General features: G+C 58.5%; 22 protein-coding genes and 1 pseudogene. 18 read left to right on the forward strand and 5 right to left on the reverse strand.

Annotated features, from left to right (window positions below; all coding sequences use genetic code 11):
- Positions 1–185: 185 nt before the first annotated feature.
- Positions 186–389 (forward strand): SPOR domain-containing protein, encoded by a 204-nt coding sequence (locus AC1RQB_RS20710; RefSeq protein WP_008072154.1) that lies wholly within the window; start codon positions 186–188, stop codon positions 387–389.
- Between the two features lie 180 nt (positions 390–569).
- Here the strand turns inward: AC1RQB_RS20710 and osmE are convergent, their stop codons facing one another.
- Positions 570–932 carry an osmotically-inducible lipoprotein OsmE gene (gene osmE, locus AC1RQB_RS20715; RefSeq protein ID WP_008074992.1) on the reverse strand — a complete coding sequence of 121 codons (363 nt, stop codon included), beginning with the start codon at positions 930–932 and terminating at the stop codon, positions 570–572.
- Positions 933–943: 11 nt separating this feature from the next.
- The gene (locus AC1RQB_RS20720) at positions 944–1183 is read right to left on the reverse strand and encodes a hypothetical protein (protein WP_007895573.1); all 240 of its coding nucleotides are present in this window, start codon (positions 1181–1183) and stop codon (positions 944–946) included.
- A 91-nt stretch (positions 1184–1274) separates the two neighbouring features.
- Between AC1RQB_RS20720 and AC1RQB_RS20725 the strand changes: the two genes are divergently transcribed.
- From AC1RQB_RS20725 to AC1RQB_RS20740, 4 genes are all read left to right on the forward strand, one after another.
- Positions 1275–2501 (forward strand): RtcB family protein, encoded by a 1227-nt coding sequence (locus AC1RQB_RS20725; RefSeq protein WP_063340252.1) that lies wholly within the window; start codon positions 1275–1277, stop codon positions 2499–2501.
- 99 nt (positions 2502–2600) lie between these two features.
- Entirely contained in the window at positions 2601–2837 is a 237-nt protein-coding gene (locus tag AC1RQB_RS20730) for a hypothetical protein (protein WP_063340251.1), read from the forward strand.
- Positions 2838–2911: 74 nt separating this feature from the next.
- A complete protein-coding gene (locus AC1RQB_RS20735; protein ID WP_008074995.1) occupies positions 2912–3247 on the forward strand; it encodes a hypothetical protein in 336 nt (111 codons plus the stop codon).
- 85 nt (positions 3248–3332) lie between these two features.
- Positions 3333–3563, forward strand: coding sequence for a hypothetical protein (locus tag AC1RQB_RS20740; RefSeq protein ID WP_008074996.1), 231 nt, complete (start codon positions 3333–3335; stop codon positions 3561–3563).
- 263 nt (positions 3564–3826) lie between these two features.
- Here the strand turns inward: AC1RQB_RS20740 and AC1RQB_RS20745 are convergent, their stop codons facing one another.
- Positions 3827–4021, reverse strand: coding sequence for a hypothetical protein (locus tag AC1RQB_RS20745; RefSeq protein ID WP_008074997.1), 195 nt, complete (start codon positions 4019–4021; stop codon positions 3827–3829).
- A 188-nt stretch (positions 4022–4209) separates the two neighbouring features.
- Between AC1RQB_RS20745 and AC1RQB_RS20750 the strand changes: the two genes are divergently transcribed.
- The 3 genes from AC1RQB_RS20750 (at position 4210) to AC1RQB_RS20760 (ending at position 5254) form a co-directional block, all read left to right on the forward strand.
- Positions 4210–4404 (forward strand): hypothetical protein, encoded by a 195-nt coding sequence (locus AC1RQB_RS20750; RefSeq protein WP_063340250.1) that lies wholly within the window; start codon positions 4210–4212, stop codon positions 4402–4404.
- Positions 4405–4697: 293 nt separating this feature from the next.
- Entirely contained in the window at positions 4698–4829 is a 132-nt protein-coding gene (locus AC1RQB_RS20755; protein WP_493095050.1) for a hypothetical protein, read from the forward strand.
- Between the two features lie 170 nt (positions 4830–4999).
- Entirely contained in the window at positions 5000–5254 is a 255-nt protein-coding gene (locus AC1RQB_RS20760) for a hypothetical protein (RefSeq protein WP_063340248.1), read from the forward strand.
- 188 nt (positions 5255–5442) lie between these two features.
- Here the strand turns inward: AC1RQB_RS20760 and AC1RQB_RS20765 are convergent, their stop codons facing one another.
- Together AC1RQB_RS20765 and AC1RQB_RS20770 are read right to left on the reverse strand one after the other, a co-directional pair.
- The gene (locus tag AC1RQB_RS20765; RefSeq protein ID WP_063340247.1) at positions 5443–5856 is read right to left on the reverse strand and encodes a CBS domain-containing protein; all 414 of its coding nucleotides are present in this window, start codon (positions 5854–5856) and stop codon (positions 5443–5445) included.
- 143 nt (positions 5857–5999) lie between these two features.
- The gene (locus tag AC1RQB_RS20770; RefSeq protein WP_008075006.1) at positions 6000–6692 is read right to left on the reverse strand and encodes an SOS response-associated peptidase family protein; all 693 of its coding nucleotides are present in this window, start codon (positions 6690–6692) and stop codon (positions 6000–6002) included.
- A gap of 219 nt (positions 6693–6911) precedes the next feature.
- On the opposite strand from AC1RQB_RS20770, the gene AC1RQB_RS20775 reads away from it, so the two are divergent.
- The 10 genes and pseudogenes from AC1RQB_RS20775 to AC1RQB_RS20820 all read left to right on the forward strand — a co-directional run bounded on the left by AC1RQB_RS20775 (position 6912) and on the right by AC1RQB_RS20820 (position 18979).
- The gene (locus tag AC1RQB_RS20775) at positions 6912–7355 is read left to right on the forward strand and encodes a CopD family copper resistance protein (RefSeq protein WP_008075008.1); all 444 of its coding nucleotides are present in this window, start codon (positions 6912–6914) and stop codon (positions 7353–7355) included.
- A gap of 117 nt (positions 7356–7472) precedes the next feature.
- A pseudogene (locus tag AC1RQB_RS20780) lies at positions 7473–8818 on the forward strand (oxygen-independent coproporphyrinogen III oxidase).
- Between the two features lie 22 nt (positions 8819–8840).
- Positions 8841–10229, forward strand: a complete 1389-nt coding sequence (hemN, locus tag AC1RQB_RS20785) for an oxygen-independent coproporphyrinogen III oxidase (RefSeq protein WP_063340246.1) — start codon at positions 8841–8843, stop codon at positions 10227–10229.
- 76 nt (positions 10230–10305) lie between these two features.
- On the forward strand, positions 10306–12519 hold the full coding sequence (gene nosR / locus AC1RQB_RS20790; protein ID WP_063340245.1) for a transcriptional regulator NosR: 2214 nt from the start codon (positions 10306–10308) through the stop codon (positions 12517–12519).
- 55 nt (positions 12520–12574) lie between these two features.
- Entirely contained in the window at positions 12575–14494 is a 1920-nt protein-coding gene (gene nosZ / locus AC1RQB_RS20795; RefSeq protein WP_063340244.1) for a TAT-dependent nitrous-oxide reductase, read from the forward strand.
- 27 nt (positions 14495–14521) lie between these two features.
- Positions 14522–15814 carry a nitrous oxide reductase family maturation protein NosD gene (locus AC1RQB_RS20800; protein ID WP_063340243.1) on the forward strand — a complete coding sequence of 431 codons (1293 nt, stop codon included), beginning with the start codon at positions 14522–14524 and terminating at the stop codon, positions 15812–15814.
- Complete coding sequence (locus tag AC1RQB_RS20805; RefSeq protein ID WP_063340242.1) at positions 15811–16734, forward strand: ABC transporter ATP-binding protein; 924 nt, start codon at positions 15811–15813, stop codon at positions 16732–16734. The genes AC1RQB_RS20800 and AC1RQB_RS20805 overlap by 4 nt, the downstream gene beginning before the upstream one ends.
- Positions 16731–17561: an ABC transporter permease gene (locus AC1RQB_RS20810; protein ID WP_063340241.1), complete on the forward strand. Its 831-nt coding sequence runs from the start codon at positions 16731–16733 to the stop codon at positions 17559–17561. The genes AC1RQB_RS20805 and AC1RQB_RS20810 overlap by 4 nt, the downstream gene beginning before the upstream one ends.
- 31 nt (positions 17562–17592) lie before the next feature.
- Positions 17593–18120, forward strand: a complete 528-nt coding sequence (locus AC1RQB_RS20815; protein ID WP_063340240.1) for a nitrous oxide reductase accessory protein NosL — start codon at positions 17593–17595, stop codon at positions 18118–18120.
- 115 nt (positions 18121–18235) lie between these two features.
- A complete protein-coding gene (locus tag AC1RQB_RS20820; protein ID WP_008075013.1) occupies positions 18236–18979 on the forward strand; it encodes an SDR family NAD(P)-dependent oxidoreductase in 744 nt (247 codons plus the stop codon).
- Positions 18980–19421: the final 442 nt, after the last annotated feature.

Genomic DNA, 19421 nt, shown 5'->3' on the forward strand with positions numbered 1-19421 from the left:
AAAAATGCAATATTCAGACCGAAATCCGAAGAAGTGTCTTCTTCAAGGGTTGGAGTCGACAGGGCGGCTGAAAGTGCAATGAAATGCCGGAATCCTGACGCGACGTCTGGCTGGCACTTCAGTGAAGGTCGGGTGTAAGGTAATTGAGTCGATCCAGGACTATCACTGCCGAAATGGAGGTGACTATGAGCGTTCCGATGCTGACCAAAATGCACATGAACGGCTACGACGTACTCAGCGTGAACAACGGCCCCTGGCGGGTGTGCACCAAAGGTGACCGGTTGGGAGCCTTTGGCAGCAGAGAGGAGGCGCTGGCTTATGCAGCTTCGCTTCCCGCCTACAGAGCCCGGTCGAGTAAAGCGTCGCGTAGCCACAAATCAGACAAATAGCGCGCTGAAGCCCCGGTACGCCGGGGCGTGGTAGCAGCTGCCGAGCCTGCGAGGCTGCGTTCGGCCGCGAAGCGGTCGTTATTTCAGGCGGCGCGGTGTTTCAGTATGACCTTGTATGCAGGTTTACGACTGCTTCGCAGCCGAACGCAGCCTCGCAGGCTCGGCAGCTGCTACAGGGGGTCAATACCCGCCGCCACCCATCCCGCCTGTGGAAGGGGAATATTCTCTGGCTTTTTGTTGGGCACGACTCCATTGCGCACAGGTCATGAAGCTTTTGTGGTCGACCTTGCCCAGCTTGTCGAAACTGACGTTGTACGGCTGCTGATGGCCGGCCTGGATCAGCTTGTAGTCAAAGCAGGTACCAGGTTCCACCGTGCGCTTTGTTATTGATAAAGGCTGGCCGCCAATCTGCTGGACTTGTTCCTTGCTCATGCCAGTCTCGACCTTGGCGACCAGCGGTTGGTCTCGATAAATATGTGATTCCGTGTTGCAGCCACCTGACGCCGCCAGCACGGCGATCAGCGCGCATAGAGGCTTGTTCATGGCAGCGCTCTCTAGTGAACTTTCGTTCGAGTGATGGATTTTGCTTTCACTTCTTCAGCATAGCCCGCCAGTCGCTCTTCATCGCCCTGGAACAACGCGCACAACCTTAGTGTTGCCTCTGCGTCCACATCATTGCCGGCCTGGCGCAACTGCTCTGCGATGCGCAAAAGCTCTACCGCCGACCACCTCAGGTCCGAGGCTACACCTTGCAGGTCGCGCCGAAGTTGCTGTTCATATTCGTTAAGCCACATGATGACCTCCTGCAATTCCCCGCTACGAAATAGTAGTCCTATTTACCTGTCTGGAGCGTTATGTTCGTCTGATCGCAAGAGAGTCGAAATCATGCAAAAACCTGTCTACCAATTGCTGGAAGTCGCCAACGGCAAGCCGATCAAACTCTGGGCCGAGGGAGTGCCGGTTGAAAGCGAAGCCCGGCAGCAATTGATCAATATCGCGAAGATGCCGTTCATCTTCAAGCACCTGGCGGTGATGCCGGATGTGCATCTGGGCAAAGGGTCCACCATCGGCAGCGTGATCCCCACCGTGGGCGCGATCATTCCGGCGGCCGTGGGGGTGGACATCGGCTGCGGCATGATTGCCGCGCGCACGTCACTGACCGCCGCCGACTTGCCAGACAACCTGCACGGCCTGCGCAGCGCCATCGAAAAGGCCGTGCCCCATGGCCGCACGTTGAGCCGTGGCCGCCGCGATGAAGGCGCCTGGAACCACGTTCCACACCAGGCCGATCAAGCCTGGGCGGCGCTTAGCTCACGGTTCAAGGCGATCACCGACAAATACCCGAAACTCGCCAGCACCAACAACCGTCAGCACCTGGGCACTCTCGGTACCGGTAATCACTTCATCGAGGTCTGCCTGGACGAGGCCAACCGCGTCTGGTTCATGTTGCACAGCGGTTCTCGCGGCGTTGGCAATGCCATCGGGACTCTGTTCATTCAATTGGCCCAAGCGGACATGCGCCAGCACATCGCCAATCTGCCGGACCGCGATCTGGCCTATTTCAAGGAAGGCAGCCGGCACTTCGCTGACTACGTCGAAGCGGTGGGCTGGGCTCAGGACTTCGCCCGGCAGAACCGGGCCTTGATGATGCAGGCGGTGATTCAGGCAGCGCGGCAAGTGATCCGCAAACCCTTCGAGGTCGCGCTGGAGGCAGTGAACTGTCACCACAATTACGTGCAGAAAGAGCGGCACTTCGGCGAAGACGTGCTGGTCACCCGCAAGGGCGCGGTGTCGGCGAAGAAGGGCGAACTGGGGATCATTCCCGGCTCCATGGGCGCCAAAAGCTTTATCGTTCGAGGGCTCGGCAACGAGCAATCGTTCTGTTCCTGCAGCCACGGTGCCGGTCGGACCATGAGCCGCACCAAAGCCAAAAACACCTTCACTGTCGCAGACCAGATCCGCGCGACCGCTCATGTGGAGTGCCGCAAGGATGCGGCGGTCATCGATGAGATTCCGATGGCTTACAAGGACATCGATAAAGTCATGTACGCCCAGCGTGATCTGGTGGAAGTAGTGCACACCTTGCGACAGGTGGTCTGCGTGAAGGGGTAGAGAGGGAAGGTGCTTCCATTGGTCGGGAACATTAACGCGAATGAACAGCTCTGCTGTCGTATTGAGGTAATGATTCATTCGCTAGGGAGGCCATCTCAAATGACGATTACCGATGATTTCAGACACCATGCGCATGAGCTGATCGTTGACCTGGATACGGCAACCACGGAAATGATGAAACTGATCTCGACCCATCAGTTGAGCGGCCCGGAATGGGAGCGGGTCACGAAATGGCAGCATGAAGCGTATGAGCGATGGATGACGTACCTGAATGCGAGGTCGTATCCCGATTCCGGCCCGGGGGCCGAGCCGGGGCAGGGCGAAGCCCCTGTATAGAGAGCGTCGGGTGTCCGCTGGATGTCTGCGCAATTGCAGGCTACATTTCCCGTTTTTCAGGATAAGGAAGCGTTATGCGCATGTTGATAGCGGGAATAGCGGTGGCTGTGTTGGCGGGCTGTTCATTACCCGCATCCGTGGTGCCCGGCGAGCCCAATATCAGCAAATACAGCGATAAGGCGCCCAAGGAATATGCCGCGTGTGTATTACCGTTATGGCGTCAGGACATTCCGGGATCGACGCAATCGCCGATTTCCAATGGCTACCGGATCACCGCACCCAGCGTCATTACAGCTGACGAAATTCTGGTTATCGTGAAATCGAAGGATGGCAGCCGGGTATCGCTTTACCAAGGGCCTCCGTGGGCCAAGTCAGGGGCGCTGCGCCAGGCTGTCCGGGATTGTTTGTAACGCCCGCAGCTGCCGTATGTCGGAACTGAGGAACGGTCATTCCTGAATCAACTTCCAAGAGCTGACAGCCCTAGGGAGTTTGGCTATGAATGATGATCGAAAAAAGGCAGCCCTCGATGCCTGGTACCGGCTCTTGAGAGAACCGGAGGCCGGGATGGATTGTGAAGAACACTACGACAAACTGCTGAAGGCGGCGGATGAAATGGAAGGGGCCGGGCTCATAAACAACGCCGAATGGCGTGAGCTGGTGCGCGATGCACGGGGAGCTTTTTCTGCTACAAGCGATGGTGTCGGGAGCGGAACAGTCAGCAGATGACTTGAAAATAGTGTGGATATTTAATGGGTTAGAAGATTTAGTAACTGGATAGTGAGTCAGAATTTCTTGTTACAAGTCGCGCAATTGGGTAATATCGCCCCGCGTTCACCACCACGGTTTATGCATTTTTAAAGCCCAGGCGTCCATCAGCTGCCTGGGCTTTTTTTTGTCTGGAATTTGGAATGGCTTATGAGCGTGCTGCCGGCAGAGAGCCAGCAGCATCGATGATGAGCATGATGGACAAACGTTATTGATGCCTGTCGTTACCCGGCTGGATCAGCCTTGCGGCGATCGCTGCCGGATGGGTTGCCAGTGTCAAGAAGCCTTCTTTCCACCAGGACATTTTGCAGAGCCTGGCGTGCCGAAGGGCTTAGCTGATGTTCTCTCTCCTTGAGTTCGAGCAAGATGGGGTTGGACCATCCACGATAGGTTTGCTCGGAAATTCGAGTAGATGTCATCTATCTCTCCTTTGATGAATCGCCCGACAACACAGTGGGCGAAGTCCTGTGCGCTAAAAATCCTAGTTGAGGAAACGACTTGTCGCCAGTGGGCGGATGGCAATGAGGTGCCGGTCATCCTTCGCGACGCGGGTAGTCCACGATTCGGGAGTAAACTTAAAAAGCTACCTCAGCAAAAGGAGCCGCATATGATCGCCGACCAAATGAATAGACAGGAGTCGGAGCAAGGCGCTGTTTGGGATCAATACTTCTGTGCCGCGTTGATTGCCGAAAGCCATCTGACGGCACCGGTGGTAGGAGAAGCCACCCACGAAGACAGGCAGAATCTGTTAATCCAAAGGGCCAAAGCACTCGCCGATAAGATGCTGGAAAACAGAAGATAACTTGAGCCCAGCCATTGCGCTGGGCTCTTCGCTTTTTGATGCTTTATCTTTCTGCGAAGTGAACGCTCCTTGGTCGCGGATCGTCTACAGTTGGTAGTTCATGGATACGGAGATCGAACATGAAGTGCCTAATCTGTCAGGCTACCTCTAATGCTGTTCACGCGGCTGGAGACTGGTCAGAAATCAAATGCCCGGCCGGATGTGGACGCTACAAGGTCTCTGCGAACCTTGTGGCGAAAATGAAATTAAAGAACGAGTTCTTTGACATCGAACGCACAAGACGATGGCTTGAGATGTCACGCATCGATGAGCCGGTGCCGTTGATATCCACCTATGACTATCACGTTGCCTTATTGCATCGCGACACCGAGGAGAGGTCGATCATCGCGCCGATTCGCTCCAGGGAGCCGCTGACTTCGGATTAGGTCCTGGCTGTAACACCGTCAGCGCAGGCATTTGCTCGATCTATCGGACGATAGGTCGATGAGGAACAAGTTTCAGAAGAGCGTCCCCGCTATTTGTCACTCTCCCTATCCAGGTTGTCAGCGTTGATGGCGGGCTGAAGCGGCTATGGCTGAGTGATCAGGAGGTGGCTATGAACTGTCCGCTTTGTGGAAATACTTATGCGCTGGAAGATTCTTCGTACGGGGCCGGCTTACGCATTCATTGCGAGCCGTGCGGTGGTTACTATCGGATTTCAACAACCCTGAACGGCTTGGCCGACGGAAAAATCTATGACACCGAGCGCGCTCGAGCCCGACTGAAAAAGAAGCGTGAAACTGACGACCTGGAAGACCAAGAGCCGGCGCTAGGCGCGGAAGACAAAGACCTGCTCATCGAGCCGGACTGACTTGTCACAGAGCGTGCGCCGGATCCAGCGAAAGGCGCTTGCTTGATGCCTTAGCGGATGCCGGGAGAATGACTCGCCTGACCGCTGAAACCGGATGCAAGGATTCCAGCCCAAGCCAGGCGAGCGAATGCCGGATCCATGGCCACTTTAATCCTGATGAGCGTTTAGACGACCCGTTGTCCCACCGGTCAATGGGCCTGCGCCACTCCGCGCAAAACAGTAACAGCGGCGGATTGAGATCGAGTGCTGGCAATGTTTCCCAGCGATACGACGCCAACCAGACGCTTGTCCCGGTTGAGCACGGGCAGGCGACGCAGTTGCACGTCCGCCATGTTTTTAGCCACATTCTCTATGTCTTCATCCTCAAAGCAGTAACGGATGCCGCCAGTCATTACTTTGCTGATAGGGGTTTTGCCGGGGAGTCCTTCGGCTACGGCCCTAATAGCTATATCCCGGTCCGTGATCATGCCAATCAGACGCTCTTGCTCCTCAACCATAATGGCGCCGCTATCGATCCTGGCCATCATGTTCGCGGCCTCCTGGATCGTCTGGCTTGGCTTGGCTGTTAAAACATCTTTCGTCATGACTTCCGAAATCTTCATGAAAAGACTCCTTTAAAGTGATGCTTCGGTGATTAAGGGCTGCCAAATTTTTCGACTGGGAGGGGAAGTGCGGGTTCCGATTGTTTTGTCCCCGCTCGTCATGGTGGCGCAGCCTCATTGGGGATTCGCAATCCAGGGGCAAGTCATGTGCTCGGGCCGTCGATAGGCTCTATCAGTTCTGAGCCCTGGTTCCTCACATTACCCACGGCCATGTCCACTTTGAACCATTCGAAGACGTCGCAAGGTTCGCGTTGCTGCAGGAGTATCTGTTGGGCGCGCTCCTTGGGTGTGTATGGATCAATCCATTCCCGTGCCAATTCGGGACTGAGCGTCACTGGCCGCCGATCGTGAACATCCACCATGCCGCCTTCACTGTCCGCGGTAATGATCACGAAGCCGTCATGCTCGTCCGGCTGCTTTTCGTACCTTGGATACTGACCAATCGCGGCGCACAGGATCGGCGCACGATCCTTGCGGCGGATCAGGTAAGGCTGTTTCTTCGGACCGCCCTCGTAAACCCATTCAAACCAGTTGTCGATGGCAATAATTGCCCGGTGCGGCCATATCTCCTTAAAGAACGGGTCGTGGGCAACTTTCTCGACCCTGGCGTTGATCGGTGTCGCGTGATCCCTGGCCCAGTGCGGTCGCCAGCCCCAACGAACCCTGTCGGCGTGCAGCATGCCGCTTTCTTCGTGGAGGAGGGCGAGCGGAGTCGACGGCGCGGCGTTGTAGAGCTCGAGCGGCTGATCGCCAGCATTATTGACCAGGGCGTTGGGCATGCTCAGCGCCGCCACGAACTCGTGAATACCCCGATACTGCGAAAGTCGTCCGCACATGGCTGGGCCCTCATGCTGAAGCTTAAGCTTAGACAATAGTTTCAAGGTGATCGTTGAGGCTGTCTAACCAGCAACGCCTTCAAAAAAACAGGGTCGCCGCTTGTGTTCGCAACCCGCGGCCAGGCCGCATCGCGGGTTTCTTGATTGATGTCAATCGCCTGAGTCGACCTGCTCTGTATTCTGCGCAGAAACCGACAGCTGAACCGAGGGCGAACATTCATGCTCTATCCGCTGTTTTTGACCTTTCATCTGTTTGCCGCCCTGATCTTTATCGGCACGGTGTTCTTCGAAGTCCTGTTCCTGGAAAGCATCCGCAAACAGTTGCCCGCCAAAGTAATGCTGCTGGTCGAGCAGGGTATTGGCCGCCGCGCCCGCACGCTGATGCCGTGGGTGCTGCTGGTACTGTTCGGCGCGGGGCTGGGCATGGTCTGGCTGCGCTATTTACCCGTTCTTGCAACGCCAATGGCCTCATCGTTCAGCACCTTGTTGCTGCTGAAAATCATGGTTGCCGTGAGCGTGCTGCTGCATTTCCTGGTCGCCATGTTTTTGTTCAAAAGCGGCCGAATGAACGCTCGCTACCTGCATTTCATCCATGGCAGTGTGTTCTGCCATATGGTCGTCATCGTGCTGCTGGCCAAGGGGATGTTCTACCTGACGTGGTGAGCGGCCTTGCCCCAAGGTCTGTCCTGCAAGCACGTGGCTTGCGCTTGATACAAGTCAAGGAGCATGGATCGCCAATCCCGGACACTGTTGATCCGCAGCCAGTCTCGGAGACCTGTCATGCTCGATTTTTCTCACACCCCCGGCGAGCTGATCGCTCGGTGCGATCAGGGCGTACTCGACCCCAACTGCCATGCCGACACGCAAAAGTTTCATGACGGCATAGGCTCCCTGGATTTGCTCCGTGCCTTGCGCGTCAGCCGCCAGAAACGACGCCCGATCGCCCTGAACGTGCAGTTGCCTTCCCGGCTCAAGCCATCCTTTTGTTCCCCGCGCGATGCCTCCTGCGAGCATGGCGACATCGAACAGTACCTCCAGCGCCTGGAACACGAGATCGACCTCGTCGGTTGCCACCTGAGTTCGCAGCAGCGGGTCGAACAATTTCATCTGGGCGGCGGAACACCCACCAGCGCTGATCTCGAGCGGCTGATGAGTCATCTGCGTGGCCGGTTCAACTTTCTCGAACATGAGTGCGGCGACTACAGCGTTGACGTCGACCTTCACCATACCGATTGGACGACCATGGGCGCGCTGCGCAACCAGGGATTCAATCATGTCAGCATTGGCGTACCGGATATCGACACCGACTGTGACATGTCGGTGGCCTGCTATCAGAATCCGGCCCCCATTCATTCACTGATCGATGCCGCCCGCACCTTTGGTTATCGATCGATCAATGTCGATCTGGGTTTTGGCCATGCCTGGCAAACGCCAGAAAGCTTCGCGCTGAAGCTGGCGGCGATCATTGAGCTGGAGCCGGACAGGTTGATGGTGTTCGACTATGCCCGACCACCACGCCGCTATCGGCCAAGGCTCGGCCACAAGGTCAGGGACTGTGCAGCCAGGACGATAAAGGCGCGATGCGCCAGATCGCCTTCGAACAGTTGATCGCTGTGGGCTATCACTACATCGGTATGGGGCAGTTTGTGCGGCCCGACGATGATCTGGCGATCGCTCAGGAGCGCGGCCGGTTACGTCGCACGTGTGACGGTTTTACCCGTCACGGCTATTGCGACCATATCGGCTTCGGTTTGGGGGCTATCAGTCAGATCGACGATTTGTACACGCAAAACACCGACGCAATCGAGCGCTATCAGCAGCAACTGGACCGGGGCCAATTGCCGACGTCTCGTGGCTGGCGTTTCGAGGCGGGGGATCAGATACGGCACATGGTCATGGAGCGTCTGGCGTGTGATCAAGAGCTGGATATCCGCGCCATCGAGCGGCGCTATGGGCTGATTTTCCATCAGTATTTTTCATCTGTCTGGCCATTGCTGGAGCAATTGAGTCGTGAGGGGTTGATTGAATTGTCGGACCGTTTCATCAGCATTCTTCCCGCCGGCCGGCCGGAAGTGGATGCCATTTGCAACCTGTTTGAAAAAGATTCGGGCAATGCAAGGCATTAACCCACCTGCGAGTTGATTGATCATGAAACCTGCATTCGATTTCGATCGAGCCCTGGTCGAAAAGTATGACCGTCCCGGGCCGCGTTATACCTCTTACCCTACGGCGCCGCAGTTTCATCAGGCGTTTGCCGTCGACGACTATCAGCGTGCCGCCTCCGACAGCAACCTGGCGGCGGTGCCCAAGCCGTTGTCGGTGTATATCCATATTCCGTTCTGCAAGAGCCTTTGCTATTACTGCGCCTGCAACAAAATCATTACCCAGAAAACCCATCGGGCCGTCGAATACCTGACGTACCTCAAACGTGAAATCGCCATGCAGGCGGCCTTGTTCGACAGCACGCGCAAGCTCACGCAACTGCACCTGGGCGGGGGCACGCCGACGTATTTGACCCGTGAACAGCTGGCGGATCTGATGGACTGCCTGCACCAGGCGTTCGACATGGACGACAGCGATGAGCATGAGTTTTCCATCGAGGTCGATCCACGCACCATCAGCACCGAGCAGATCCAGTCGCTGCGCCAACTGGGGTTCAATCGCCTGAGCTTCGGCGTGCAGGACTTCGATCCCGACGTGCAGGCGGCGGTCAATCGCCAGCAAAGTGAAGAACAGATTTACGCGCTGGTTGCGGCGGCGCGTGAGGCGCAATTCAAGTCGATCAGCGTCGATCTGATTTACGGCCTGCCACTGCAAACCGTGAACAGTTTCGACATCACCCTCAGCAAGATCATCGCCCTGCGCCCGGACCGGATTGCCGCTTACAGCTACGCACATTTGCCGGAGCTGGTGCGCGCGCAACGGATGATTCGTCCGGCGGACATGCCGCCACCGGAGCGCAAGCTGGAGTTGCTCGAGCTGACCATCCGCCGCCTGACCGAGGCCGGTTATGTCTATATCGGCATGGACCATTTCGCCTTGCCGGACGACGAACTGGCGCTGGCCCGCACCCATGGCACCCTGCAACGCAATTTTCAGGGCTACTCGACCCATGCCGACTGCGACTTGATCGGCCTTGGGGTGTCTTCGATCGGCAAGGTCGGCGACAGCTACAGCCAGAGCGTCAAAGAGCTTTCGCAGTACTACGCCCGTATCGATCAAGGCTTGTTGCCGGTGCATCGAGGTTACCGCTTGAGCGCCGATGACTTGCTGCGCCGCGAAGTGATCAGCGACCTGATGTGCCACGGCAGGATCGATTTCGCCAAGTTCGAAGCGGGTCATGGCATTTGCTTCACCGAGTATTTTGCCGATTCGCTGGCGCAACTGGACGAGCAGGTGCGTGACGGACTGTTGCAGATTCACAGCGACGAGTTGGTGCTGTTGCCGCAAGGGCATTTGATGATGCGCAGTGCCGCGATGGCATTTGATGCCTATCTGGGAGGGGAGCAAAAAGGCCGGTTTTCCCGCACCGTTTGAGGCGTCGGGCGCTCTGGCGCGAGGAATTTTATCGAGTTGATTTCAATCAAGGGCGAGGCACACAACGCTGCCTAACATGGCCGCAAGCCCTCTTGAAATCAGCGAATTCATGACAATCCATCAGCCTTCGACACATGGCAATCCGCGCATCTGGAGCGTCGGGCTGGTGATGATGGTCTTGCTGATGATCGCCGCGTTCGCGACGGTGCATGCCAAGTCATACGGCGACATCGAGCAGCAGCGCATCGAGAAGGTCTTCCCGCAAACCGATTCAATCTCCGCCGCCGAAGGCGCGTTCAAGGTACGCACGCTGTCGGCGGCCGGCAAGGTCATCGGTTATGTGTTCCAGAGCCTGGATGTGGTGGACATTCCGGCCTACTCGGGCAAGCCGATCAACACTCAGGTGATCCTCGACACCGCCGGGGTGATTCAGGACGCCTATGTACTGGAGCACCACGAACCGATTCTGCTGATCGGCATCCCCGAAGAAAAACTCCACGGCTTCAGCGCCCGATACAAAGGGATCAAGGTCAGCCAGCGGGTAGTCGTCGGGCATTCCAGCGATCCGAGCGCGGTCACCGTGGATGCCATCGCCGGCGCAACCGTCACCGCCATGGTGGTCAATGAGGTCATCATGCGTGCCGCCCATGAGGTGGCCGTATCGTTGAAGCTGATTGAGGACAGGGGCGGGGTGGTGAACAGGCCCGCCACCGTGCGCCAGGATTTTTACGAGCCTGCCACCTGGGAGCAACTGACCGGTAACGGCGCCATTCGCCGGTTGAACCTGACCCGTGGGCAGGTCGATGCTGCCTTCAAGGGCACCGACGCCGAAGGCGTCGACAACGCCGGCGCGGATCAAGTCGATGACACCTTTATCGAGCTGTACACCGCCGACTTGAACCCACCGACCATTGGCCGTGCGCTACTGGGCGACAATCAATATCGCTTCCTCATGCAGGAACTCAAACCCGGCGAACAGGCCATCGTGGTGCTGGGGCGTGGGCTGTTTTCCTATAAAGGCTCGGGTTATGTGCGCGGAGGGATTTTCGATCGGGTGCAATTGCGCCAGTTCGGCAACGTCATCAGCTTTCGCGACATGGACCATCAGCGGCTCTCCGACGTGTTTGCCAAGGGCATGCCCGAGTTCACTGAAATGTCGGTGTTCATTGTGCGCAAACCGGCGGGGTTCGATCCGGGATCACCCTGGTCCCTGGAACTCCTGGTGCGGCGTCAGACGGGACCGGTCAGCGGCACCTTCAGCAGCTTCGAACTGCCTTATCAACTGCCCGAACCCTACCTTGAGCGACCTGCGCCCAGTGCCGAAGAACGGGCGGCCATCGAGGAAGCCAGCCGGCCGATGTGGTTGAACATCTGGTACCAGAAACACTTCCAGATCGCCGTCCTCGCGAGCGCATTGTTGCTGCTGACGGCCATCCTGTTCCTGCAAGACAAGCTCACCCGCCGGCCACGCTTTCTGCACTGGCTGCGTCGTGGTTACTTGCTCTTTACCGTGGTCTTTCTGGGTTGGTATGCCCTGGGGCAGCTGTCGGTGGTCAATGTCCTGACCTTTGTGCATGCGCTGTTCGAGCACTTTCGCTGGGAGCTGTTTCTCACCGATCCGCTGATCTTCATGCTCTGGGTCTTTACCGCCGCGAGCATTCTGCTGTGGGGCCGTGGCGTGTTCTGCGGCTGGCTGTGCCCGTTCGGCGCCTTGCAAGAGCTGATCAACGAAGCCGCGCGCAAGTTGAAAATTCCCCAGTACGAATTGCCCTTTGCGGTGCATGAGCGGCTGTGGGCGATCAAATACATCATCTTGCTGCTGCTTTTCGGCATCTCCCTGGAATCGATGTCCACCGCCGAGCTGTTCGCCGAGGTGGAACCGTTCAAGACCGCCATCACCCTCAGGTTCGACCGCCAGTGGTGGTTCGTGCTCTACGCGGTGGCGCTGCTGGTGATCAACATTTTCACGCGCAAAGTCTATTGCCGCTACATCTGCCCGTTGGGTGCGGCGCTGGCGATTCCGAGCAAATTTCGTCTGTTCGACTGGCTCAAACGCCGCCAGGAATGCGGCAGCCCCTGCCAGTTGTGCGCCAAGGAATGCGAGATCCAGGCGATTCACCCTGATGGCCGGATCAATGCCAACGAGTGTCACTACTGCCTCGATTGCCAGATGACCTACCACAACGAAGACAAATGCCCGCCGCTGATCAACAAGCGCAAGAAGCGCGGCAAAGCGGCACCCGTGGCGGTGCAGCTGATACCCGTCGTGGAATTGCAGGCGGCTGAATGAAGCTCGCGAGCGCACCTGCGCAGTGACCGTTTTATCCCTTCAAGGAGTACGCAACATGACTGACACAGAATCCACAAAACCCGTGCAGGAAGAAGAACACGCGGGACTCAGCCGTCGCGGTTTTCTGGGCAGCAGCGCCGTCACCGGTGCGGTGCTGGCGGGTGCGACGACGTTGGGCGGCGCAGTGTTCAGCCGCGAGTCGTGGGCCGCGGCGGTCAAGGATGCGCAGGCGAAAATCCATGTCGGCCCCGGTGAGCTGGACGAATATTACGGCTTCTGGAGCGGCGGTCATCAGGGCGAAGTGCGGGTGCTCGGCGTGCCGTCGATGCGTGAGTTGATGCGTATTCCGGTGTTCAACGTCGACTCGGCCACCGGTTGGGGTCTGACCAACGAAAGCAAACGGATCCTGGGCGACAGTGCAAAGTTCCAGAACGGCGATTGCCATCACCCGCATATCTCCATGACCGATGGCAAGTACGACGGCAAATACCTGTTCATCAACGACAAGGCCAACTCCCGGGTCGCGCGCATCCGCCTGGACATCATGAAGTGCGACAAGATCCTCACCGTGCCGAACGTGCAGGCCATCCACGGCCTGCGTCTGCAAAAAGTGCCCTATACCAAGTACGTGTTCGCCAATGCTGAATTCGTCATCCCGCACCCCAATGATGGCCGCACCTTCGACCTGCAAGACAAGAACAGCTTCACCATGTTCAACGCCATCGATGCCGAGAAAATGGAGATGGCCTTCCAGGTCATTGTCGACGGCAACCTGGACAACTCCGACGCGGATTACACCGGCAAGTACGCCGCGTCCACCTGCTACAACTCGGAGAAGGCTTACGACCTTGGCGGCATGATGCGCAACGAGCGCGACTGGGTCGTGGTGTTCAACATCCCGCGCATCGAGGCTGCGATCAAGGCTGGCAAATTCATCACCCTGGAAGACTCGAAAGTGCCGGTGGTCGACGGTCGTAAAACCGATGGCAAGGACTCCGAGTTCACTCGCTACATCCCGGTGCCGAAGAACCCCCACGGCCTCAACACCTCATCCGATGGCAAGTACTTCATTGCCAACGGCAAGCTGTCGCCAACGGTATCGATGATTGCCATCGACCGGCTGGACGACCTGTTCGCTGATAAATTCAAGGACCCGCGCGAGGTTATCGTCGCCGAGCCGGAACTGGGCCTGGGCCCGTTGCACACCACCTTCGACGGTCGCGGCAACGCCTACACCACGCTGTTCATCGACAGCCAGGTGGTGAAGTGGAACATGGAAGAAGCGATACGCGCCTACAAGGGCGAGAAGGTCAATTACATCAAGCAGAAGCTCGACGTGCATTACCAGCCCGGCCACAACCACGCCTCGCTGACCGAAACCAGTGAAGCGGACGGCAAGTGGCTGGTGGTGTTGTGCAAATTCTCCAAGGACCGCTTCCTGCCGACCGGGCCGCTGCACCCGGAAAATGACCAGTTGATCGATATTTCCGGCGACGAGATGAAGCTGGTGCATGACGGCCCTGCGTTTGCCGAACCCCACGATTGCATCCTGGCGCGCCGGGACCAGATCAAGACCCAGAAGATCTGGAACCGCAACGACCCGTTCTTCGCCGCCACCGTGGAACTGGCCAAGAAAGACGGGATCAACTTGGAGACTGACAACAAGGTCATCCGCGACGGCAATCATGTGCGGGTCTACATGACCTCCATGGCCCCGGCCTATGGGCTGACCGAGTTCACGGTCAAGCAGGGCAACGAGGTCACCGTGATCATCACCAACATCGACCAGATCGAGGACGTGTCCCACGGTTTCGTCATGACCAACCATGGCGCCAGCATGGAGATCAGCCCGCAGCAAACCTCGTCTATCACCTTTACCGCCGACAAGGCCGGCCTGCATTGGTACTACTGCAGCTGGTTCTGCCATGCGCTGCACATGGAAATGGTCGGTCGCATGAAGGTCGAGCGGGCCTGACAGTTGCCAATCGACGGGAGCGGGCCGATGACCGAGATCAAGGAAAACCCGGTGAAGGTCATTGCCCTTGCGCTCCTGTTGATGTCAGGCGGCGCACTGGCGGCGGTGCAACCCATCACCACGTTGCCGTTGCGGGTTGACGCTGAACAACGCTGGCACTTGCCGGCGGGCGAGTACGTTGGTTCGTTCAGCGTCGATCAACCGATGCAGATTCTCTGCGAGCCCGGCGCGGTGTTTCAGGCGCAAGGGCAGGGCAACGGGGTGATTGTCAGCGCGCCCGATGTGCGGATTGAGGGCTGTACCTTTGTGGACTGGGGGCACGACCTCACAGCCATGAATGCGGCGGTGTTTCTCCAGCCCAAGGCCCATGGCGCGGTGATCAAAGGCAATCGCCTGCAGGGCCAGGGTTTCGGTATCTGGGTCGACGGGACGCAGGATGCGAGCCTGATCGATAACAACATTCAGGGGGATCCGGCGCTGCGCTCCCAGGATCGCGGCAACGGTATTCACCTGTATGCGGTGCATGGCGCCCGGGTCATCGGCAACCATGTGCGCGACACCCGCGATGGCATCTACATCGACACTTCCAACGGCAACCTGCTGCAGGGCAATACCCTGGAAGACCTGCGTTACGGCGTGCATTACATGTTCGCCAACGACAACCGGCTGATCGGCAATACCACCCGCCGCACCCGCACCGGCTACGCCCTGATGCAAAGCCGCAAGCTCACGGTGATCGGCAACCGCTCCGAACAGGATCAGAACTACGGCATCCTGATGAACTACATCACCTATTCAACCTTGCGCGACAACTTCGTCACGGACGTGCGCGACGGCTCGACCGGCGACAGCATGATCAGCGGCGCCGAGGGCAAGGCGTTGTTCATCTACAACTCGCTGTTCAACAGCATCGAACACAACCACTTCGAGCACAGCGCCGTGGGCATTCACCTCACCGCCGGTTCCGAAGACAACCGCATCGCCGACAACGCCTTTGTCGGCAACCAACGGCAGGTCAAATACGTCGCCACCCGCTTGCAGGAATGGTCGGCGGATGGTCGGGGCAATTACTGGAGCGATTATCTGGGCTGGGATCGCAACAACGATGGCCTGGGCGATGTCGCCTATGAACCCAACGACAACGTCGACCGCTTGCTGTGGCTGTACCCGCAGGTGCGGCTGTTGATGAACAGCCCCGGGATCGAATTGCTGCGTTGGGTGCAACGGGCCTTTCCGGTGATGAAGTCGCCGGGCGTTCTGGACAGCCATCCGCTGATGAATCCCACCACCCAACCCCTGACCCAGGAGCCCACCGCATGAACGTCATCGACATGGAAGGCGTCAGCCAGCGCTATGGGTACACCACGGTGTTGCATCAATTGAACCTGAGTCTGGGCGAAGGCGAAGTGCTGGGCTTGTTCGGGCACAACGGCGCGGGCAAGACCACCAGCATGAAACTGGTGCTCGGTCTGCTTCAGGCCAGTGAAGGGCAGGTCCGGGTGTTCGGCCGATTGCCCAGTGATCCGCAGGTTCGGCGACTGCTGGGCTATTTGCCGGAGAACGTGACCTTCTATCCGCAGATGAGCGGCCTGGAGACCTTGCGGCATTTCGCCCGACTCAAAGGCGCAGCGCTCGCGCAGGTGGACGTGCTGCTGGAGGAAGTCGGCCTGGCGGGCGCGGCTCATCGACGGGTCAAGACCTATTCCAAAGGCATGCGCCAGCGCCTGGGACTGGCGCAAGCCTTGCTCGGCGAGCCGCGTTTATTGCTGCTCGACGAACCGACCGTCGGCCTCGATCCGATTGCCACTCAAGACCTCTATCGGTTGCTCGATCGGCTGCGCAGCCAGGGCACCAGCATCATTCTCTGTTCCCATGTATTGCCGGGGGTCGAGGCGCATATCAACCGTGCCGCGATTCTGACCCAGGGGCGCCTGCTGGCTCTCGGCAGTCTGCGCAGTTTGCGCGAGGAAGCCGGGTTGCCGACGTTGATTCGGGCCAACGGGCTCAAGCACGTCGGGCCGTTGCAGCGATCCTGGAACAATGCCGGGCATGTCACTCAGCGCTGGGGCGTGGAGGGCCTTGAAGTGGCTGCGCTCAATGGCAACAAATTGGACCTGTTGCGCCAATTACTCAATGAACACGAGCCGGCCGACGTGGAAATCGACCCGCCGTCCCTGGAGGACATCTACCGCTATTACATGGGCCGGGCCGGTGCGACCCCCAGTGGAGAGACCGTATGAACCCGATCTGGAACATGGCCCGCAAGGAATTCAATGACGGTTTGCGCAACCGCTGGTTGTTGGCGATCAGCCTGTTGTTCGCCGTGTTGGCGACCGGCATCGCCTGGTTGGGGGCCGCGGCTTCCGGGCAATTGGGCTTCACCTCGGTGCCCGCCACCATCGCCAGCCTGGCCAGCCTGGCGACGTTCCTGATGCCGCTGATTGCCTTGCTGCTGGCCTATGACGCCATCGTCGGCGAAGACGAAAGCGGCACGTTGCTGCTGTTGCTGACCTATCCGCTGGGGCGCGGGCACATCCTGCTCGGCAAATTCGTCGGCCACGGATTGATCCTGGCGCTGGCGACCCTCATCGGTTTCGGCTGCGCGATGCTCGCGATTGCGGTGCTGGTGGAGGACGTCGAACTGAACCTGCTGCTCTGGGCGTTTGGACGATTCATGCTGTCGTCGACGTTACTGGGTTGGGGCTTTCTAGGGCTGGCCTATGTGCTGAGCAGTGTGTCTGCCGAGAAATCCACCGCCGCTGGGTTGGCGCTGGGGGTGTGGTTCTTCTTCGTGCTGGTGTTCGACCTGGCACTGTTGGCACTGCTGGTGCTCAGCGAAGGGCAGTTCAACCCGAAAGTATTGCCCTGGTTACTGCTACTCAACCCCGCCGATGTCTATCGCCTGATCAATCTCTCCGGTTTCGAGCCCGGTGCCGGTAGCGCTGGTGTGCTGACCCTGGGCAGCGATTTGCCTGTACCGGGCTCGATGCTCTGGTTGTGCCTGTTGCTGTGGGTGGCGGTGCCTTTGGGCTTGGCCTGGTTGCTGTTCCGTCGACGGGCGACATGAATTCACACCTTGGTTTTTGGAGCATCTGACGATGAGTAATCTGTATTCGACGACGGTACGCGCCGCGGCGGGCCTGATAGTCTGTCTGCTGCTGGCGGCCTGTGACAAACCGGTGCAAGCCACCTACAGCGATGCCGCCGCTGCCTTCCATCCCAGTGATGAATGCCATGTTTGCGGCATGATCATCGACGGCTTCCCCGGGCCCAAGGGCGAAGTGGTCGAGCGCAGCGGCATCAAGAAATTCTGCTCCACGGCGGAGATGATCGGTTGGTGGCTGCAACCGGAAAATCATCATGGCGAGGCCCGGTTGTATGTCCACGACATGGGCCGCAGCCCATGGAACGCACCCAATGATGCCCATCTGATCGATGCCAAGGATGCGTTTTACGTGGTCGGCACCCAGCTCAAGGGGGCAATGGGTGTGGTACTGGCGTCCTTCTCCAGTCAGCAGGCTGCGGAAAAAATGGCCGCCGAGCAGGGCGGTCGTGTGCTGCGGTTCAGCGAGATCGATCAGGCGGTGCTTCAGCAGCAGCCAGCGATGTCGCACTCGACTCATTGATCGGCGAGCCATCGAGAAAAGTGATCGCCGTCAAGTCAGTATTTCTGCGTCTGTTCAAAGATAGGGGCTCACAACGTCCCCAGTGCTTGGCATTAACGATGCCCAGGAGAACATGATGCAAACCGAGTTTCAGGATCGTCTGGCGGTGATCACCGGTGCCAGTTCCGGGATTGGCCTGGCGTTGTGCGCCGCGCTGTTGCCGCGTGGGGTCAAGGTGCTGGCGATGTCACGCACTGCCGGTGATTTGCCAGCCTTGCAGCAGATCTACGGTGAACGGCTGCAATGGTGTGCCGGGGACGTCACGTGCGAGGACGACTTGCAAGGGCTGGCCCGGAGGGCGGCGGCGCTGGGGCGGGTGGATTATCTGGTGCCCAACGCGGGCATTGCCGAAATGGCCGACAGCCTGGACATGCCGGCCTTCCAGCGCCAATGGGCGGTCAACGGTGCCGGGGCGTTGAACACCCTGGCGGCGTTGCGCGGTGAGTTGGCGAGCCCGGCTTCGGTGGTGTTTGTCGGTAGTTTCCTGACCGGTTCGAGCTTTCCCGGTCTGGCTGCCTGCATCGCCAGCAAGGCTGCGCTGGTGGCTCAGGCACGCACATTGGCGGTGGAGTTTGCGCGTTATGACGTGCGCATCAATCTGGTCTCGCCGGGGCCGACCGCGACTTCGATGTGGGACAACCTGGGGTTGAGTGACGGTGAGCTCGATGACGTCGCTGACACCTTGGGCAAACGTCTGCTGCCGGGGCATTTTCTGGATGCGTCGGCGGTGGCCAATGTGATTATCTTTCAACTGTCCCAAGGCGCCCGGGGTGTTTATGGGCAGGATTGGAAGGTTGATAACGGTTATTCGTTGGGGTGATGTGGTCCGTGGTTTGTTGACCGAGTACATATCCATTTCTGCCGTAACGACTACTATTGGTTCCGCTCTTACAGCGGGTCACTTTCGAAAAGCGCGAAAGTAACCAAAGCGCTTTCGCCCCTGACGTACGGTGGCTCGCCCAGGCTCGCCATACCCTCGCTCCGGTCCTGCTCCGTGGGCCCGCCGCCATCGGCCATCCATGGCCGGGGGCGGCTAACCCGGCATCCATGCCGGGTTGCCCACTGCGCAGAACCTGCGCTCGGCCTTCCGACGGGGCAGATCAAGATCAAAAGCCAAAGCCAAAGCCAAAGCCAAAGCCAAAGCAAAGCCAAAGCCAAAGCAAAGCCAAAGCCAAAGCCAAAGCAAAGCCAAAGCCAAAGCCAAAGCCAAAGCCAAAGCAAAGCCAAAGCCAAAGCAAAGCCAAAGCCAAAGCCAAAGCAAA

The organism is Pseudomonas sp. GW822-FHT02E03, from assembly GCF_058802325.1.

Excerpts from the sequence above, each read along its gene's own strand:
- AC1RQB_RS20710 (WP_008072154.1), top strand. The coding sequence starts at position 186 with ATGAGCGTTCCGATGCTGACCAAAATGCACATGAACGGCTACGACGTA.
- osmE (WP_008074992.1), bottom strand. The coding sequence starts at position 932 with ATGAACAAGCCTCTATGCGCGCTGATCGCCGTGCTGGCGGCGTCAGGT.
- AC1RQB_RS20720 (WP_007895573.1), bottom strand. The coding sequence starts at position 1,183 with ATGTGGCTTAACGAATATGAACAGCAACTTCGGCGCGACCTGCAAGGT.
- AC1RQB_RS20725 (WP_063340252.1), top strand. The coding sequence starts at position 1,275 with ATGCAAAAACCTGTCTACCAATTGCTGGAAGTCGCCAACGGCAAGCCG.
- AC1RQB_RS20730 (WP_063340251.1), top strand. The coding sequence starts at position 2,601 with ATGACGATTACCGATGATTTCAGACACCATGCGCATGAGCTGATCGTT.
- AC1RQB_RS20735 (WP_008074995.1), top strand. The coding sequence starts at position 2,912 with ATGCGCATGTTGATAGCGGGAATAGCGGTGGCTGTGTTGGCGGGCTGT.
- AC1RQB_RS20740 (WP_008074996.1), top strand. The coding sequence starts at position 3,333 with ATGAATGATGATCGAAAAAAGGCAGCCCTCGATGCCTGGTACCGGCTC.
- AC1RQB_RS20745 (WP_008074997.1), bottom strand. The coding sequence starts at position 4,021 with ATGACATCTACTCGAATTTCCGAGCAAACCTATCGTGGATGGTCCAAC.
- AC1RQB_RS20750 (WP_063340250.1), top strand. The coding sequence starts at position 4,210 with ATGATCGCCGACCAAATGAATAGACAGGAGTCGGAGCAAGGCGCTGTT.
- AC1RQB_RS20755 (WP_493095050.1), top strand. The coding sequence starts at position 4,698 with ATGTCACGCATCGATGAGCCGGTGCCGTTGATATCCACCTATGACTAT.
- AC1RQB_RS20760 (WP_063340248.1), top strand. The coding sequence starts at position 5,000 with ATGAACTGTCCGCTTTGTGGAAATACTTATGCGCTGGAAGATTCTTCG.
- AC1RQB_RS20765 (WP_063340247.1), bottom strand. The coding sequence starts at position 5,856 with ATGAAGATTTCGGAAGTCATGACGAAAGATGTTTTAACAGCCAAGCCA.
- AC1RQB_RS20770 (WP_008075006.1), bottom strand. The coding sequence starts at position 6,692 with ATGTGCGGACGACTTTCGCAGTATCGGGGTATTCACGAGTTCGTGGCG.
- AC1RQB_RS20775 (WP_008075008.1), top strand. The coding sequence starts at position 6,912 with ATGCTCTATCCGCTGTTTTTGACCTTTCATCTGTTTGCCGCCCTGATC.
- hemN (WP_063340246.1), top strand. The coding sequence starts at position 8,841 with ATGAAACCTGCATTCGATTTCGATCGAGCCCTGGTCGAAAAGTATGAC.
- nosR (WP_063340245.1), top strand. The coding sequence starts at position 10,306 with ATGGCCGCAAGCCCTCTTGAAATCAGCGAATTCATGACAATCCATCAG.
- nosZ (WP_063340244.1), top strand. The coding sequence starts at position 12,575 with ATGACTGACACAGAATCCACAAAACCCGTGCAGGAAGAAGAACACGCG.
- AC1RQB_RS20800 (WP_063340243.1), top strand. The coding sequence starts at position 14,522 with ATGACCGAGATCAAGGAAAACCCGGTGAAGGTCATTGCCCTTGCGCTC.
- AC1RQB_RS20805 (WP_063340242.1), top strand. The coding sequence starts at position 15,811 with ATGAACGTCATCGACATGGAAGGCGTCAGCCAGCGCTATGGGTACACC.
- AC1RQB_RS20810 (WP_063340241.1), top strand. The coding sequence starts at position 16,731 with ATGAACCCGATCTGGAACATGGCCCGCAAGGAATTCAATGACGGTTTG.
- AC1RQB_RS20815 (WP_063340240.1), top strand. The coding sequence starts at position 17,593 with ATGAGTAATCTGTATTCGACGACGGTACGCGCCGCGGCGGGCCTGATA.
- AC1RQB_RS20820 (WP_008075013.1), top strand. The coding sequence starts at position 18,236 with ATGCAAACCGAGTTTCAGGATCGTCTGGCGGTGATCACCGGTGCCAGT.